This is a genomic window from Mesorhizobium sp. KR1-2, assembly GCF_040045035.1.
GTDB lineage: Bacteria > Pseudomonadota > Alphaproteobacteria > Rhizobiales > Rhizobiaceae > Pseudaminobacter.
Genome location: NZ_JBDZDS010000005.1, coordinates 262,988 through 278,143, shown reverse-complemented (window position 1 = coordinate 278,143; position 15,156 = coordinate 262,988). Strand labels below are relative to the sequence as shown.

The 15,156-nt window shown below is 65.0% G+C and carries 15 protein-coding genes; 11 read left to right on the top strand and 4 right to left on the bottom strand.

Annotated features, from left to right (window positions below; genetic code table 11):
* On the bottom strand, positions 1 to 288 hold the full coding sequence (locus ABLE85_RS13055; protein WP_348793154.1) for a hypothetical protein: 288 nt from the start codon (positions 286 to 288) through the stop codon (positions 1 to 3).
* Positions 289 to 462: 174 nt separating this feature from the next.
* Between ABLE85_RS13055 and ABLE85_RS13050 the strand changes: the two genes are divergently transcribed.
* Entirely contained in the window at positions 463 to 1,362 is a 900-nt protein-coding gene (locus tag ABLE85_RS13050) for a DMT family transporter (protein ID WP_348793153.1), read from the top strand.
* A gap of 5 nt (positions 1,363 to 1,367) precedes the next feature.
* On the opposite strand, the gene ABLE85_RS13045 is transcribed toward ABLE85_RS13050, so the two are convergent.
* Entirely contained in the window at positions 1,368 to 2,219 is an 852-nt protein-coding gene (locus tag ABLE85_RS13045) for a YihY/virulence factor BrkB family protein (protein WP_348793152.1), read from the bottom strand.
* A gap of 264 nt (positions 2,220 to 2,483) precedes the next feature.
* Between ABLE85_RS13045 and ABLE85_RS13040 the strand changes: the two genes are divergently transcribed.
* The 6 genes from ABLE85_RS13040 to ABLE85_RS13015 all read left to right on the top strand — a co-directional run bounded on the left by ABLE85_RS13040 (position 2,484) and on the right by ABLE85_RS13015 (position 7,026).
* Positions 2,484 to 2,681: a twin transmembrane helix small protein gene (locus ABLE85_RS13040; RefSeq protein WP_348793151.1), complete on the top strand. Its 198-nt coding sequence runs from the start codon at positions 2,484 to 2,486 to the stop codon at positions 2,679 to 2,681.
* Positions 2,682 to 2,700: 19 nt separating this feature from the next.
* Positions 2,701 to 3,279, top strand: coding sequence for a cob(I)yrinic acid a,c-diamide adenosyltransferase (locus tag ABLE85_RS13035; RefSeq protein WP_348793150.1), 579 nt, complete (start codon positions 2,701 to 2,703; stop codon positions 3,277 to 3,279).
* A 30-nt stretch (positions 3,280 to 3,309) separates the two neighbouring features.
* Positions 3,310 to 4,080 (top strand): rhomboid family intramembrane serine protease, encoded by a 771-nt coding sequence (locus ABLE85_RS13030; RefSeq protein ID WP_348793149.1) that lies wholly within the window; start codon positions 3,310 to 3,312, stop codon positions 4,078 to 4,080.
* Positions 4,081 to 4,323: 243 nt separating this feature from the next.
* On the top strand, positions 4,324 to 5,073 hold the full coding sequence (locus tag ABLE85_RS13025; RefSeq protein ID WP_348793148.1) for an electron transfer flavoprotein subunit beta/FixA family protein: 750 nt from the start codon (positions 4,324 to 4,326) through the stop codon (positions 5,071 to 5,073).
* Positions 5,074 to 5,098: 25 nt separating this feature from the next.
* Complete coding sequence (locus tag ABLE85_RS13020; protein ID WP_348793147.1) at positions 5,099 to 6,028, top strand: electron transfer flavoprotein subunit alpha/FixB family protein; 930 nt, start codon at positions 5,099 to 5,101, stop codon at positions 6,026 to 6,028.
* Between the two features lie 116 nt (positions 6,029 to 6,144).
* Positions 6,145 to 7,026, top strand: coding sequence for a 3-hydroxybutyryl-CoA dehydrogenase (locus ABLE85_RS13015; protein ID WP_348793146.1), 882 nt, complete (start codon positions 6,145 to 6,147; stop codon positions 7,024 to 7,026).
* Positions 7,027 to 7,114: 88 nt separating this feature from the next.
* Here ABLE85_RS13015 and ABLE85_RS13010 read toward each other — a convergent pair whose 3' ends face one another.
* Both ABLE85_RS13010 and ABLE85_RS13005 read right to left on the bottom strand, forming a co-directional pair.
* Complete coding sequence (locus ABLE85_RS13010) at positions 7,115 to 8,557, bottom strand: FAD-binding oxidoreductase (protein ID WP_348793145.1); 1,443 nt, start codon at positions 8,555 to 8,557, stop codon at positions 7,115 to 7,117.
* A 106-nt stretch (positions 8,558 to 8,663) separates the two neighbouring features.
* Complete coding sequence (locus ABLE85_RS13005; protein WP_348793144.1) at positions 8,664 to 9,371, bottom strand: TlpA disulfide reductase family protein; 708 nt, start codon at positions 9,369 to 9,371, stop codon at positions 8,664 to 8,666.
* A 30-nt stretch (positions 9,372 to 9,401) separates the two neighbouring features.
* On the opposite strand from ABLE85_RS13005, the gene argH reads away from it, so the two are divergent.
* The 4 genes from argH to ABLE85_RS12985 all read left to right on the top strand — a co-directional run bounded on the left by argH (position 9,402) and on the right by ABLE85_RS12985 (position 15,115).
* The gene (gene argH / locus ABLE85_RS13000; protein ID WP_348793143.1) at positions 9,402 to 10,802 is read left to right on the top strand and encodes an argininosuccinate lyase; all 1,401 of its coding nucleotides are present in this window, start codon (positions 9,402 to 9,404) and stop codon (positions 10,800 to 10,802) included.
* A gap of 114 nt (positions 10,803 to 10,916) precedes the next feature.
* Positions 10,917 to 11,123, top strand: a complete 207-nt coding sequence (locus ABLE85_RS12995; RefSeq protein ID WP_348793142.1) for a hypothetical protein — start codon at positions 10,917 to 10,919, stop codon at positions 11,121 to 11,123.
* 16 nt (positions 11,124 to 11,139) lie between these two features.
* Positions 11,140 to 12,405, top strand: a complete 1,266-nt coding sequence (lysA, locus tag ABLE85_RS12990; RefSeq protein WP_348793141.1) for a diaminopimelate decarboxylase — start codon at positions 11,140 to 11,142, stop codon at positions 12,403 to 12,405.
* 106 nt (positions 12,406 to 12,511) lie between these two features.
* Entirely contained in the window at positions 12,512 to 15,115 is a 2,604-nt protein-coding gene (locus ABLE85_RS12985; protein ID WP_348793140.1) for a TIGR02302 family protein, read from the top strand.
* Positions 15,116 to 15,156: the final 41 nt, after the last annotated feature.

The following is a 15,156-nucleotide window of genomic DNA, read 5'->3' as shown; positions in this document are numbered from 1 at the left end:
TCACAAGCGCGCCATGCCAGCCTTGACGAGAGCCAGCATACCGATGGTCACGAAGGCGCCAGCAAGCCCGGTCGCCATCGCAAAGGTCAGATCGCGCATGGCGATGCCGCGGCAATTGGCGGCTAGGATCGCGGCGAAGAAGCCGGCCGTGAACAGCACCATGTTGCCGACTGGGCCAAAACCGTCGTCGTCCATGATGGCGTCGAGCGCAGTGCCGAAGAACAGCGCGATGACGGCCACGGACGCCACCGCCATCATCAGCCAGCCTGGTTCGAGATTCCACAGCATGCGTGCTCCTTTCGAAGCCTCGACAACGCCAGTCCCGTATGGTGATGCGAATTTCAGTTTTGCTGAATATAAGGCACAATCCTTTCGCTTTGCTTGATGGAATGATTGGCATTAGAGCAATCGCGCCAGGATCGGCTTCTGGTCCACCACCAACGCAAGCAACAGGCAATCACAATGTCAGGCCTCAAGAGGCTCGTACCCGCCACCTTCGTCCTTTTGTGGTCCACCGGCTTCATCGGCGCCCGCTACGCCATGCCGTGGGCGGAGCCCTTCACCTTCCTGGGGGTTCGCTTCGTGCTGGCCTTCCTGCTCTTGGGGCTGGTGGCGATGCTGATCGGCGTACGCCGGGCCAGTCGCCGGGTGGCGCTGCATTCGGCGATCGCCGGCGCGCTGATGCACGGCGTCTATCTGGGCGGCGTGTTCTGGGCGATCCACCGCGGCCTGCCGGCCGGGCTCGCTGCGCTGATAGCGGGCCTGCAGCCGCTGGTCACCGCGCTGGTGGCCGGCAAGGTGCTCGGCGAGGACGTGCAGCCGCGCCACTGGGCCGGGCTGGCCGCCGGCTTTGCGGGTGTCGTCATCGTGCTCTCGCCTAAGCTGGGCGCGATGGACGGCGGCGTGACCTGGCAGACGCTCGCCGCCGCCTTCGTCGCCATGACCGGCATGACCGCCGGCACGATCTGGCAGAAGCGTTTTGGCGCCGGCGGCGACCTCATCACCGGCACGATTTACCAGTATCTCGGCGTTGCCGTGCTGATGATCCTGGCCTCCTTCGCCTTTGAAACACGTACGGTCACGATCAATGGGGAGCTGGTCTTCGCCCTGATTTGGCTGACGCTCGTGCTGTCGATCGGCGCGATCTGCCTGCTGATGGTGATGATCCGCGACGGCGAGATGTCGAAGATCTCGTCGCTGTTCTATCTGGTGCCGGTCGTCACAGCGATCATGGCCTGGGCGCTGTTCGGCGAGGCGCTGACGCCGGTCCAGATCGCAGGCATGGTGCTGACGACGCTCGGCGTCGGCCTGGCGACGGCCCAGCCGTCCCGGAGACCGTCGCCCGTCCGGTCAACGGAGTAAGACGCTCAGCCGCCGACCTGCGCCCGCGCCTCGCGGTAGCGGCTGATCGAGGCGTTGAGCTCGCCGCCAAGGATGAAGATCGCCGAGATGATGTACAGGAACACCAGAGCGATCATGATCGACGCGAGACCGGCATAGGTTGTCACATAGGACGAGAAATGGTCGATATAGGTGGCGAAAGCCGTCGAGCCGATCAGCCAGCCTATCAAGGTGAAGATGATGCCCGGCACGATGGTGACGAACTTTCGCTTGCCGTCCGGCAGCCAGAAATGCACCGCAATCAGGCCGAGCACGATCACCGCCGAGGCGATGATGAAGCGCCAGAGCGTGATGGTGCCCATATAGGGGCCGATCCATGAGATCTTTGCTTCGAGCAACCGCGCAAGCAGCGGCGCAAAGACCAGGAACACGCTGATGACCATGAAGCCGAACGTCGCGATCAGCACGAAAAGCAGGCTCTGCAGGCGGCGATAGATGATGCCGCGAGTCTCGGTCACGCGATAGGCGCGGTTGAGCGAAGCGCGCACCGCCTCGATGCCGTTGGAGGCGAAGTAGCCGGCCAGGAGACCGCCATAGGTCAAGAGGTCGCCGCGCTGTACCGTCAGGACCTCGACCACCTGTCCGGCGATCGGCTCGGCGATCTGCTCGGGCCATGTGTCGAACACCAGATGGACGGCGGTGTCGGCAAATGCCTTCGCACCGAGAAAGCCCGCCAGCGTGGTGGCGAAGATGAGGAAGGGAAACAGCGCCAAAAGCGCCGACAGCGCCAGATGGCTCGCCATCGCCCAGCCATCGTCATAGTTGAAATGGCCGAGCGCATCGAAAAGAACCCGCTTTATCGCGACGATGGTCCTCACAGTGCCTGCATCCGCTTGTTTCCCTTAGATGTCTCCGGCCGAGAATATGGGAAGGGACTGCTGCAAATGGCAACCCATTGAAGCGCCACCGCAGCCGGCTTCCCCCCGCTCATGCGATATTGAGCCACGCCCTCCTATCGTCCCGGCCCGGATCGCGTTATGTCAGGGCGTCGCCTGCCGGAAACGTGCAGCCGGATATCCGGTTTCGCGCAGCCTGTCAGCACCCGCCAAAAAAAGCCTCACCGACACGGAGCTGGAACCCTAATGGCAACCGTCTTCAACATCTTCGCCATCATCGTCATGTTCGCCGTCGTGGTGGTGCTGCTGCGCGGCTTCAGGAACATGATGCGCGGCGGCTCCGGCAACACCTCGAACAAGCTGATGCAGCTGCGTGTGCTTCTCCAGTTCGTCGCGCTGGTGTTGATCCTGCTCGCCCTTTATTTCAACGGCCGCGGCGGCTGAAGCCGTTCAGGGGGAGGAAATGGTAAAGCTCAACAAGATCTACACCCGCACCGGCGACGACGGCACCACCGGCCTGGGATCCGGCGAGCGGCGCCTGAAATCGGACCTGCGCGTGGAGGCCTACGGCACGGTCGACGAGGCCAATGCCTGCATCGGGCTGGCGCGGCTGCACACCGCCGATAACCACGAGATCGACGCCATGCTTGCCCGCATCCAGAACGACCTGTTCGACCTCGGCGCCGACCTGGCGACGCCCGACACCGGCAAGCCGCTCGGCTACGAGCCGCTGCGCATCATTGCGGCGCAGACCAGCCGCGTGGAAGCCGACATCGACCTGTTGAATCAGAACCTGCAGCCGCTGCGTTCCTTCGTTCTTCCCGGCGGATCGCCGGCCGCGGCCGCGCTGCATCTCGCCCGCACGGTGGCGCGCCGGGCCGAACGCATGATGGTGGCGCTGGCGCAGCACCCGGCCGAGCACGTCAACCGCGACGGCATCAAGTACATCAACCGCGTCTCCGATCTGCTCTTCGTCGCCGCCCGTGTCGTCAATGACAACGGAAACGCCGATGTGCTATGGGTTCCCGGCCAGAATAGATAGCGGCATGCCAGGGGAGCGGACGACAAGCCGATGTTCATTCCGCTCTACGATTCCAATCACCTCAGGCACATCAAGCACCAGTACGTGACGATCGCGCTGATCGCGGTCAACGTCGTCGTCTATTTCCTCACCTCGTCTTCCGACGAATACACCGCCCAGGCGCGAATGCTGGGCCTGGGCTACATCCCCTCGGTGGCCTTCGACAATGCGGTACTGCCCGCCGAGCTGGCGCTGGTCCCGACCCTGCTCACCTATGTGACCTACGCATTCCTGCACAACGACATCTGGCACCTCGGCGGCAACATGCTGTTCCTGTGGGTGTTCGGCGACAATGTCGAGGATGCGCTCGGCTATGTCCGTTACCTGATCTTTTACCTGCTGTGCGCGATTTCGGGCGCCGTGGTGCACGGCCTAGTCGCGCCGGATTCGCAGGCGCCCCTGATCGGCGCTTCCGGCGCCATCGCGGGCATCGTCACGGCCTATCTCATCCTCTACCCGCGCGTGAAAATATGGGTACTGGCCTTCGGCCGCATTCCGCTGCATATCCCGGCCTATATCACGCTCGGCCTGTGGATCCTTTTCCAGCTCTCCATGCTCATGCTGGGCAGCGAGGACCAGATCTCCTGGGCCTGCCACGCTGGCGGCATCGTCGCCGGCGCCGTGCTGGTGGTGTTTTTGCGCAGCCGCGACGTGCCGCTGTTCGACCAGGATGACGCGGAAGCTCCGGCGGTCGAGACTGCCCGGCACGAGCCGAAGTCGCCGCCGAAGGGTGAAGGCCCGTGGCCCTGGGGCCACCCCTAGGGAGTTTGGACCTATCGAAACGGGTGCGATCACGCCACGTTCAATCGATTTGGCACGGTTCGGATATTGACGCGCATTTCGCCGCTAACTAGGGTCCGGCCGCTTGCGGGCGCCTAGGTTGCCAGCGGAAGTGCACATCGGAATTTGCCGATTTTTCGACTAATATGTCGTCAATCGGCAAATGGGAGGAGCCTCGCTCTGATAGTGAGCGCTCCAAAGTATCATCAGAGAGGTGAGAAACACATGAAAGTTCTCGTCCCGGTCAAGCGGGTTGTCGACTACAACGTGAAGATCCGCGTGAAGTCGGATGGCTCGGGCGTCGAGCTCGCCAATGTCAAGATGTCGATGAACCCGTTCGACGAAATCGCGGTCGAGGAAGCGATTCGCCTGAAAGAAGCCGGCAAGGCCGAGGAGATCGTCGTTGTGTCGATCGGCCCGGCGCAGGCGCAGGAAACGCTGCGCACGGCGCTGGCCATGGGCGCGGACCGCGCCATCCTGGTCAAGACCGACGGCGACACCGAGCCGCTGGGCGTGGCCAAGGTGCTGAAGGGCGTGGTCGAGGCCGAGAAGCCGGGCCTGGTCATCCTCGGCAAGCAGGCGATCGACGACGACGCCAACCAGACCGGCCAGATGCTGTCGGCGCTGCTCGGCTGGAGCCAGGGCACCTTCGCCTCCAAGATCGAGATCGACGGCGACAAGGCCAAGGTCACCCGCGAGGTCGACGGCGGCCTGCAGACGGTCGAGCTGAAGATGCCGACCATCGTGACGACGGACCTGCGCCTCAACCAGCCGCGCTACGCCTCGCTGCCCAACATCATGAAGGCCAAGAAGAAACCGCTGGACGAGAAGACGCCGGCCGATTTCGGCGCCGACGTGACGCCGCGCCTCAAGGTGCTGAAGACCGAGGAGCCGAGCGGCCGCAAGGCGGGCGTCAAGGTGAGCTCGGTTGCCGAGCTGGTCGACAAGCTGCGCAACGAAGCCGGCGTGCTCTAAGGTTCGGAAGGAAAGGGAACAGACAATGGCAATTCTCCTCATCGCCGAACACGACAACGCCTCGCTGTCCGACCAGACGGCAAAGGCCCTCTCGGCCGCGCTGAAGATCGGCGCGGACGTCGACGTGCTGATCGCCGGCAAGGGCGCCAAGGGCGCAGCCGACGCCGCCGCCAAGCTGAAGGGCGTGCGCAAAGTGGTTCTGGTCGAGGCCGACGAGCTCGAACAGCGCCTGGCCGAGCCGCTGGCCGCCACCGTGGTGGCGCTGGCCGGCAACTACGACACGATCCTGGCGCCGGCCACCGCCTCGGGCAAGAACGTCGCGCCGCGCATCGCCGCGCTGCTCGACGTCGCACAGATCTCGGAAATCATCGAGGTCGTGTCGTCCGACACCTTCAAGCGCCCGATCTATGCCGGCAACGCCATCCAGACCGTGCAGTCGCCGGAGGCCAAGAAGGTCATCACCGTGCGCACCGCCGGCTTCCAGGCAGCCCCCGAGGGCGGCTCGGCGACGGTCGAGACGGCTTCGGCCGCGGCCAACCCCGGCCTGTCGACCTTCATCGAGAACAAGCTGTCGGCAAGCGACCGTCCGGAGCTGACGTCGGCTCGCATCATCATCTCCGGCGGCCGTGCGCTCGGTTCCTCGGAGAAGTTCCAGGAGGTCATCCTCCCGGTCGCCGACAAGCTGGGTGCCGCCGTCGGCGCCTCGCGCGCTGCGGTCGATGCCGGCTATGCGCCGAACGACTGGCAGGTCGGCCAGACCGGCAAGGTGGTGGCCCCCGAGCTCTACATCGCCGTCGGTATCTCGGGTGCGATCCAGCACCTCGCCGGCATGAAAGACTCCAAGGTCATCGTCGCCATCAATAAAGATGAGGAAGCGCCGATCTTCCAGGTGGCCGATTACGGCCTCGTGGGCGACCTCTTCACCATCCTGCCGGAACTCGAAAAGGCGCTTTGACGCTTTAACCTCAAGCGTATTAAATTACCGTGGCCGGGGTAGACGAAACTACCCCGGCCATTTAGTTTGCACTGCACAATAAGTGGCCGGCAAGGCCTTTGGACGGGATCAGTGTAATGAGCAATACCATCGAGACGATCGGCATCATCGGCGCAGGTCAGATGGGGGGCGGCATCGCCCATGTCGCGGCGCTCGCGGGCTACAATGTATTGGTATACGATATCTCCAGCGATCGGATCGAGAAGGGCATCGCCACCGTCAGCGGCAACATGGCCCGTCAGGTCGCAGGCGGAAAGCTCGCCGAAGAGGATCGCAAGGCAGCCCTGGGACGCATCTCGGCCGCCCACAACATGGCCGATCTCGCCGGCGCCGACCTCGTCATCGAGGCGGCCACCGAAGATGAGACGATCAAGCGCAAGATCTACGCCCAGCTCTGCCCGCTGCTCAATCCCGAGGCGATCCTTGCCACCAACACCTCGTCCATCTCGATCACGCGACTGGCCGCCCAGACCGACCGGCCGGAGCGCTTCATCGGCATCCACTTCATGAACCCGGTGCCGGTGATGAAGCTGGTCGAGCTGGTGCGTGGCATCGCCACCGAGGACAAGACCTTCGAGGCGGCCAAGGAATTCGTCCACAAGCTCGACAAGACCACCACCGTTTCGGAAGACTTCCCGGCCTTCATCGTCAACCGCATCCTGTTGCCGATGATCAACGAGGCGATCTACACGCTTTACGAGGGCGTCGGCACCGTCGAGGCGATCGACACCGCGATGCGGCTCGGCGCCAACCATCCGATGGGCCCGCTCCAGCTGGCCGACTTCATCGGCCTCGACACGTGCCTGTCGATCATGCAGGTGCTGCACGAAGGCCTGTCGGATTCGAAATACCGTCCCTGCCCGCTGCTGGTGAAATATGTCGAAGCCGGCTGGCTCGGCCGCAAGACCGGCCGCGGCTTCTACGACTATCGCGGCGAACACCCGGTGCCGACGCGCTGATCCCGGCGCGGAAATGCGGCCCGCTATGAAGCAGGCCGCTTCCAATTCACATTGAAGACGCCATGGAACGCGGCGAGCGCCGCGCGCCCTATTCCGCCGCGCGCAGCCCTTTCTTCGGCTGCACATTCTGGTTCATCCGGAACATGTTGAGCGGATCGTAGCGCTGCTTGATCTCGGCAAGCCGCCGATAGTTGGCGCCATAGGCCGCCTCAACCCGGTCCACCTCGTCTTCCGGCATGAAATTGATGTAGGCCGTGCCGATGGCGAGCGGCTTGGCGTCTTCGTAGAGGCGCCTTGCCCAGTCGATGCAGGCCTTGTCCATTGCCGGATCGCGCCAGCGGGCATGAACGTTCATGACGAAATGCGGCAGGCGCTGCGGGAAGGCCGTTGCTTCGGCAGGAACCCGGCTGGCCGCGCCGCCGACATAGCCGATGAATATCTCGCATTCGGGTCCGGGCAGTTCGCGCACCGCTCCGATCAGCAGATCGATCGCCGCGTCCGACACCTCGGCGAAGTCATGGCTCTTCCAGTAGTTGCGCGCGCCCGGCGCCAGCAGCGGATCGAAGGCCTGTTGCCAGGCGACGAAGGAATGCGGGCTGACGACATCGGCGATCGGGTTTCCGATCGCCCGCATCCTTGCCGCAGCTTCCTCGCCCTTTTCGATGGGCCCGCAATAGCACATGGCCAGAACCACGACCTCCTTGCCGTGCCACTCGACCGGCAGGAACGGCAGCGGCGGCGCCTTGCGCATTACCACCCAGGTGGTGAACTCCTCGGGCGCGGCTGCAAACGCCTCGCGATACTCGCGCAGGACCTCACGGGCATCCGCGAACGGATGCACGACAAGCCCGGACAGGACCTCGGGCCCGACCTTATGCAGCTGGAACTCGAAGGCCGTGACGATACCGAAATTGCCGCCGCCGCCACGCAGCGCCCAGAAGAGATCCGGATTTTCCGTGGCGCTGGCGCGCAACAGTTCGCCATTGGCCGTGACCACATCCGCCGACAGCAGACTGTCGAGCGTCAGCCCGAATTTCCGCGTAAGCCAGCCGAAGCCGCCGCCCAGCGTGAGCCCGGCAATGCCGGTGGTCGAATTGATGCCCGTCGGCACCGCCAGGCCAAAGGCCTGCGTTTCCTTGTCGACGTCGGCAAGCGTGGCTCCCGGTTCGACCCATGCCCGTTGGGTCGCCGGGTCGACGCGGACAGACTTCATCAGCGACAGGTCGATCATCAAGCCGCCTTCGCAAAGCGCGCTGCCGGCTATGTTGTGCCCGCCCCCGCGCACGGCGACGAGCAGCCGGTTGTCGCGCGCAAAACGCACCGCGTTGATAACGTCCGACGCTCCGGCACAGCGCACGATCAGCCCAGGCTTGCGCTCGATCATGGCGTTCCAGATCGCGCGCGCCTCCTCATAGGCGGCGTCGTCTTCGCGAAGCAGGCTTCCGCGCAGCCCGGCGGGAAACGCCTCGATGGTTTCCGCGCTGATGACGGTCTTGCCTGCTGCGAGTGTCGTGAGGTTCAGGTCGGTCATAACAGTTCCTCCCGGTTGGGTGATGACCGTCCCCCAACTGGGATTGTGCGCCTCTCAAGGCCGGTGCACAAGAAGCGCCGGGAAGGCGCGCGAAGCGTCTGCGCGATTATTTGCCGATGGCCGCGTCGACCAGGCGCTTGGCGTCGGCGCTTGCCCATTCGGCCGGCCCGTTCATGTGGGCGAGCAGGCAACCGTCGCCGTCGACCAGCAGCGTCACCGGCAGGCCGAGCGCCAGGCCGCGCGTCTTCAGCTCGTTGAAGAGGCCCATTGTGCTGTCGCGGTAGAGCGCGAGCTTGTCGACCCCGACCTCGGTGAGGAACTTTTTCGGCTTCTCGTTGTCGCCGGTGTCGACATTGACGGCGACGACCTCGAACTTGTCGCTGCCCTGCTCCTTCTGCAGCGCGTTCAGCGCCGGCATCTCGGCGCGGCAGGGCGCGCACCACGTCGCCCACAGATTGACCAGGAGCGTCTTGCCGGCATGGTCGGCGAGCGTCATCGGCTTGCCGTCGGGCGCGGTGAAGGCCAGGCTCTTGAGCGACTGCGGCGGATCGGCCGGCAACATCGCCGCAACCTCGCCGGCAGCGGCATCGGCCGTAGCCCTGGCCTTGTCGGTCTTGGCCGCACAGGCGGCATTGTCGGCGCTGTTTGCGCCAGCGACGGGCGCTTTAGCCGCCACTTGCTGGGCCACGACGGGCGCGTTGTTGCCAGACAGGGTGTTGCTGACATATACCGCGATCGCGCCGGCGACCGCGCCGGCCAGAGCCGCCATGACCAGTAGACGCGTGGTGGGTATGAGTTTCTTTCCGTCAGCCATTCACTTTATCTCCGGAGCCCGGTTACCACGATGAGCGACAAGAAGGCCAGCAACGCGATGTGGGGCGGACGATTTGCCTCGGGTCCGGCCGCGATCATGGAGGCGATCAACGCCTCGATCGACTTCGACAAGAAGCTTTACGCGCAGGATATCCGTGGCTCGATCGCCCATTCCGAGATGCTTGCCGAGACAGGCATCATCGAGGAGCAAGATCAAGAAAAAATAGCTCACGGCCTGAACACGATTTTGAAAGAGATCGAGGAAGGCAAGTTCGAGTTCTCGACCCGGCTGGAAGACATCCACATGAATGTCGAGGCCCGGCTTGCCGAACTGATCGGCTCGGCCGCCGGCCGCCTGCACACCGCCCGCTCGCGCAACGACCAGGTGGCGGTCGATTTCCGCCTCTGGGTAAAGGACGAGTTCTACCGCGTCGCCGCCGCGCTGAAGGGCCTGATCGAGGTCTTTTTGACCCGCGCCGAGGAACATGCCGCCACCGTCATGCCCGGCTTCACCCACATGCAGACGGCGCAGCCGGTGACCTTCGGCCACCACTGCATGGCCTATGTCGAGATGTTCAGCCGCGACCTGTCGCGCGTGCGCGACGCCATCGAGCGCATGGACGAAAGCCCGCTGGGCGCGGCAGCGCTCGCCGGCACCGGCTTCCCCATCGACCGCTTCCGCACCGCCAAGGCGCTCGGCTTCCGCGAGCCGACCCGCAATTCGCTGGACAGCGTTTCCGACCGCGATTTTGCGCTGGAGTTTCTGTCGATTGCCGCCATCTGCGCCACGCATCTGTCGCGCCTGGCCGAGGAGATCGTGATCTGGTCGACGCCGCAGTTCGGCTTCGTGCGGCTGTCCGACAGCTTCTCGACCGGCTCCTCGATCATGCCGCAGAAGAAGAACCCCGACGCCGCCGAGCTGGTGCGGGCCAAGACTGGCCGCGTCAACGGCCATCTGATCGGCCTGCTGACCGTCATGAAGGGCCTGCCGCTCGCCTATTCCAAGGACATGCAGGAAGACAAGGAAGCGGTGTTCGACGCCGCCGAGACCCTCGACTTGATGCTGGCGGCCATGACCGGCATGGTCGGCGACATGACCATCAACGACGCTGCGATGAAAAAGGCCGCTGGCTCGGGCTATTCCACCGCGACCGACCTGGCCGACTGGCTGGTTCGCACGCTGGGCCTGCCCTTCCGCGAGGCGCACCACGTCACCGGCCGCGCCGTCGCGCTCGCCGAGAGCAAGAAGGTCGGGCTGGAGAAGCTTTCGCTGGAAGACCTGCAGTCGATCCATTCCGGCATCACGGCCGACATCTTCTCGGTCCTGTCGGTGCAGAATTCGGTGAAGAGCCGCACCTCCTTCGGGGGCACGGCGCCGGCCGAGGTGCGCCGCCAGATCCGCTACTGGAAGAAACGGATCGCCAAGGCCTGAGGTCTATCCCCTCTCTCACGGCCGCCATTTGCGCGGCCGTGGATTTGCCGGGGTGCAAAGGCGCGAAAATTTCGCTAGAAGCATGCAACGGATTTTCTCGCACGGATGATACGGATGACCGGCAGCAGACTTCTCACCACGCTCGTGCTTCTGGCGGTGGTTGCCGCCGCCTCGGCCTGCGGGCGCAAGACCGGCCTCGACTCGCCCTACGAGGCAGCCGTGCAAGCGCGCAAGGATGCCGAGAAAGCCAACCAGCCGCTGCCGCCGGAGCCGGCGCCGCCGGTCGTCGACAAGCCCTTCATCCTCGACGGCCTGATCTGACCGGAAGCAAACTGCCGTGAACCATTTCGAATACCGTAACGGCGTGCTGCATGCCGAGGATGTGCCCCTGCCCGAAATCGCGGCGGCTGTCGGCACCCCGTTCTATTGCTACTCCACGGCGACACTGACCCGCCATTTCAACGTCTTCCGCCAGGCCTTCGCCGAACTCGACGCGCTGGTCTGCTACGCACTCAAGGCCAATTCCAACCAGGCGGTGCTGAAGACGCTGGCAAAGCTCGGCGCCGGCGCCGACGTGGTTTCGGAAGGCGAGCTGCGCCGGGCGCTGGCCGCCGGCATTCCCGGCAGCAAAATCCTGTTCTCCGGCGTGGGCAAGACAGCCCGCGAGATGGACCTGGCGCTCGCCAACGACATCCTCTGCTTCAATGTCGAGTCCGAGCCCGAGCTTGAGCTCCTTTCGGCCCGCGCGGTTGCCGCCGGCAAGAAGGCACCTGTGTCGCTGCGCATCAACCCGGATGTCGACGCCAAGACCCACAAGAAGATCTCCACCGGCAAGGCCGAGAACAAGTTCGGCATTCCGTGGCAGCGTGCTCGCGCAGTCTATGCCCGCGCGGCCGAGCTTCCGGGCATCCGCGTCACCGGCATCGACATGCATATCGGCAGCCAGATCACCGAGCTGCAGCCCTTCGACGACGCCTTCGCGCTGCTGGTCGAACTGGTCGACACGCTGCGCGCCGACGGCCACGCCATCGACCATGTCGACCTCGGCGGCGGCCTCGGCATTCCCTACCGCACCGGCAACTCGCCGCCTCCCCTGCCGGACGCCTATGCGGCAGTGGTGAAGAAGCATGTCGGCAAGCTCGGCCTGAAAGTCATGTTCGAGCCCGGCCGGCTGATCGTCGGCAATGCCGGCATACTGGTCTCGGAAGTCATCTATGTGAAGGAAGGCGACGCCAAGAACTTCCTGATCGTAGACGCCGCGATGAACGACCTGATCCGGCCGACGCTCTACGACGCCTTCCACGACATCCAGCCCGTGGTGCAGCCGCCGGCAAACGCGCCGCGCATGACGGTCGACATCGTCGGCCCCGTCTGCGAGACCGGCGATTTCCTCGGCCAGGACCGCGACCTGCCGCGCCTGAAGGTCGGCGATCTGATCGCCGTCGGCACCGCCGGCGCCTATGGCGCGGTGCAGGCGGGCACCTACAACACCCGGCTGCTGGTACCGGAGGTTCTGGTGAACGGCGACAGCTTCCATGTCATCCGCCCGCGGCGAACCTTTGACGACCTGATCGGGCTCGATTCGCTGCCCGAATGGCTTTGAGCGCGGCAGGGCGAGACCATCACGATTTCTTGCCCGGCCTCGTCTTTGCCGCGTTTGCTGCTATGCTTTTCTATAGGGTTGTGCCTTTGCGCGCCTGGAAAGGCCAATGACGGAAACGCCAGCAAGAACCGCCGATAACAGATTTGCCCGGCGCCTGCGCCGCGCGAGGCTGGCGACGCTCGCCTCGATGATGGTGGAGCGCGGCTGGCCGCTGGTGTTGCCGCTCCTGGTGGTCGCGAGCCTATTCGTCAGCCTGTCCTGGCTCGGCGTCTTCCGCATCCTGCCCGAGCTTGCCCGCTTCGGGCTGCTGGGCGCATTTGCCTTGGGCGCACTCGCAGCACTTTATCCGCTGCGCTTCTATCGCCATCCCTCGCCTGCGGAAGTCGACCGGCGCATCGAGGCCGCAAGCCAACTGCCGCACACGCCGGTGCTGGTGCAGACCGACCGGCCGAGCGGCCCGCCCAGCGCCTTCTCCCAGGCGCTGTGGCGCGAGCATCAGAGGCGCATGGCCGAGCAGCTCGGCAATGTCGACAGCGACCTGCCGCGCACGCGCGTGCCAGAACGCGACCCCTGGGGCCTGCGCGATGCCGCCGCCCTGCTCCTGGTCGTCGCCTTCGCCTTTTCGCAAGGGCCTCTCGGCGGCCGCATAGCGGATGCATTCCGGCCGGGAACCGCCTTCGAGACCATTCCGCCGCGCATCGACGCCTGGGTGACGCCCCCGGCCTATACCGGCAAGCCGCCGCTTTTCCTGACCGCCGAGGCGAACAAGCAGGAGAACACGCCCTTCACCGTGCCGCAGGGCAGCGAGGTTTCGCTGCGCATCACCGGCGGTTTCGGCGACGAGGCGCTTTCCTTCACCGACGCCGGCGGCGCGGAGCACGAGATCGCCACCAAGACCGCTGCCGGCCAGGAGCAACCGTCGGCCGCACCTGCCAAGATACGCGAGTTCGCTGGCAAGCTTGACGGCGACGGCGTGCTCAGCCTCACTTCGGGGCAGCGCGAGCTGCGCCGATGGGCCTTCTCGATCGTTCCCAACACGCCGCCAACAATCCGCTTCCTCGCCGATCCGAAACAGGCGGCGAACGGCGCGCTGGAGCTCAACTACGAGATCCTCGACCAATACGGCGCCGCCTCCGCCAAGGCCCAGTTCAAGCTTGCCGACCCGCAAGCCCCGAACGCGCACCCGCTCTACAAGGCGCCCGAGCTGCCGCTGGCCCTGCCGCGGCGCGGCGGTGACGGCAAGGTCAAGATGTCACGCGATCTCACCGACCATGCCTGGGCGGGCAGCACCGTAAAGCTGACCCTCAAGGTGACCGACGCCGCCGGCCAGGAGGCGACAAGCGAAACCAAGACCTTCCGCCTGCCTGAACGCCCCTTCGCCAATCCGCTCGCGCGGGCGGTGGTGGAGCAGCGCCGCATCTTCTCGGTCGACGCCAACCGCAAGCCCTATGTGCTCGACCTCATCGACGCGGTCACCTCGCGTCCCGAGGATACGATCGAAAATCTCGCGACCTTCCTCGGCCTCATGGCCGGACGCACGCAGCTCAAGCTTGCGAAGAGCGACGACCAGCTTCGCGCCACCGCGGACTATTTCTGGGAGATGGCGCTGGCCATCGAGGACGGCGCGCTGTCGACCGCCGAAAAGCGCCTGCGCCAGGCGCAGGAGGCACTCAAGCAGGCGCTGCAGAACGGCGCCAGCGACGAAGACATCGACAAGCTCATGCAGGAGCTGCGGCAGGCCATGAACGACTACCTGCGCGAGTTCGCCGAGCGCGCCAAGCGGGACCCGAACCTGGCGCAGCAGATGCAGCAGCAGGGCGCACAGGAGCTCCGCCAGAGCGACCTAGAACGAATGATGGACCAGATCGAGAATCTGGCCAAATCCGGCAATCGCGACCAGGCCGAGCAGTTGCTGTCGCAGCTGCAGGACATGATGAACAACTTGCAGGCCAACCACCAGCAGCAGCCCGGCCAGGGCGGCGGGCAGAGCGAGATGCAGCAGCAGATGAACAAGCTCGGCGAGATCATGCGGCGCCAGCAGCAGATGATGAACGAGACGTTCAGCCTGGACCAGATGCAACGCGGCCATCAGGACGATGAATTCAATGATTGGCAGCAGGGCGCGCAGGGCAATCGCGATCGGGAAGCCGAGCGCGGCAAGCAAGGCCATGGGCCGCAAGGCCAGCAGGGCCAGAACGGCCATCAGATGACGCCCGAGGAATATTCTGATGCACTGAAGCAGCTGCAGGAAGGCCAGGGCAACCTGCAGAAGGACCTTCAGGGCTTGACGAAGGGCCTCCAGGACCTTGGCATCCAGCCCGGCAAGGGGTTCGGCGAGGCCGGCGACGCGATGGGTCAGGCCAAGGACGCGCTCGGCGAGGGCGAAGGCAACCGCGCGGTCGGCGAACAGGGCCGTGCCCTGGAGGCGCTGCGCCGCGGCGCGCAGGACATGATGAAGCAGATGCAGGCACAGGAAGGCGACGAGGGCAAGAACGGCTCCGGCGGGCAGCGGCAGAACGCCGGCCGCGATCCGCTCGGTCGCCCGCAGGGCACCACCGGGCCGGATTTCGGCAATTCGGTGAAGGTCCCCGACGAGATCGACGTGCAGCGCGCCCGCCAGATCCTAGATGCGATCCGCAAGCGGCTCGGCAACGCGATGAGCCCCGAGGTCGAAAAGCGCTATCTCGAGCGGCTGCTCGACATGCACTGAAGCGCGGGCCGGGCGAAGCTCCCTGCAGACAGCCCTTGATC

Bases quoted from the DNA above. Each gene is read 5' to 3' on its own strand.
- ABLE85_RS13055 (WP_348793154.1), bottom strand. From the start codon at position 288: ATGCTGTGGAATCTCGAACCAGGCTGGCTGATGATGGCGGTGGCGTCC.
- ABLE85_RS13050 (WP_348793153.1), top strand. From the start codon at position 463: ATGTCAGGCCTCAAGAGGCTCGTACCCGCCACCTTCGTCCTTTTGTGG.
- ABLE85_RS13040 (WP_348793151.1), top strand. From the start codon at position 2,484: ATGGCAACCGTCTTCAACATCTTCGCCATCATCGTCATGTTCGCCGTC.
- ABLE85_RS13035 (WP_348793150.1), top strand. From the start codon at position 2,701: ATGGTAAAGCTCAACAAGATCTACACCCGCACCGGCGACGACGGCACC.
- ABLE85_RS13030 (WP_348793149.1), top strand. From the start codon at position 3,310: ATGTTCATTCCGCTCTACGATTCCAATCACCTCAGGCACATCAAGCAC.
- ABLE85_RS13025 (WP_348793148.1), top strand. From the start codon at position 4,324: ATGAAAGTTCTCGTCCCGGTCAAGCGGGTTGTCGACTACAACGTGAAG.
- ABLE85_RS13020 (WP_348793147.1), top strand. From the start codon at position 5,099: ATGGCAATTCTCCTCATCGCCGAACACGACAACGCCTCGCTGTCCGAC.
- ABLE85_RS13015 (WP_348793146.1), top strand. From the start codon at position 6,145: ATGAGCAATACCATCGAGACGATCGGCATCATCGGCGCAGGTCAGATG.
- ABLE85_RS13010 (WP_348793145.1), bottom strand. From the start codon at position 8,557: ATGACCGACCTGAACCTCACGACACTCGCAGCAGGCAAGACCGTCATC.
- ABLE85_RS13005 (WP_348793144.1), bottom strand. From the start codon at position 9,371: ATGGCTGACGGAAAGAAACTCATACCCACCACGCGTCTACTGGTCATG.
- argH (WP_348793143.1), top strand. From the start codon at position 9,402: ATGAGCGACAAGAAGGCCAGCAACGCGATGTGGGGCGGACGATTTGCC.
- ABLE85_RS12995 (WP_348793142.1), top strand. From the start codon at position 10,917: ATGACCGGCAGCAGACTTCTCACCACGCTCGTGCTTCTGGCGGTGGTT.
- ABLE85_RS12985 (WP_348793140.1), top strand. From the start codon at position 12,512: ATGACGGAAACGCCAGCAAGAACCGCCGATAACAGATTTGCCCGGCGC.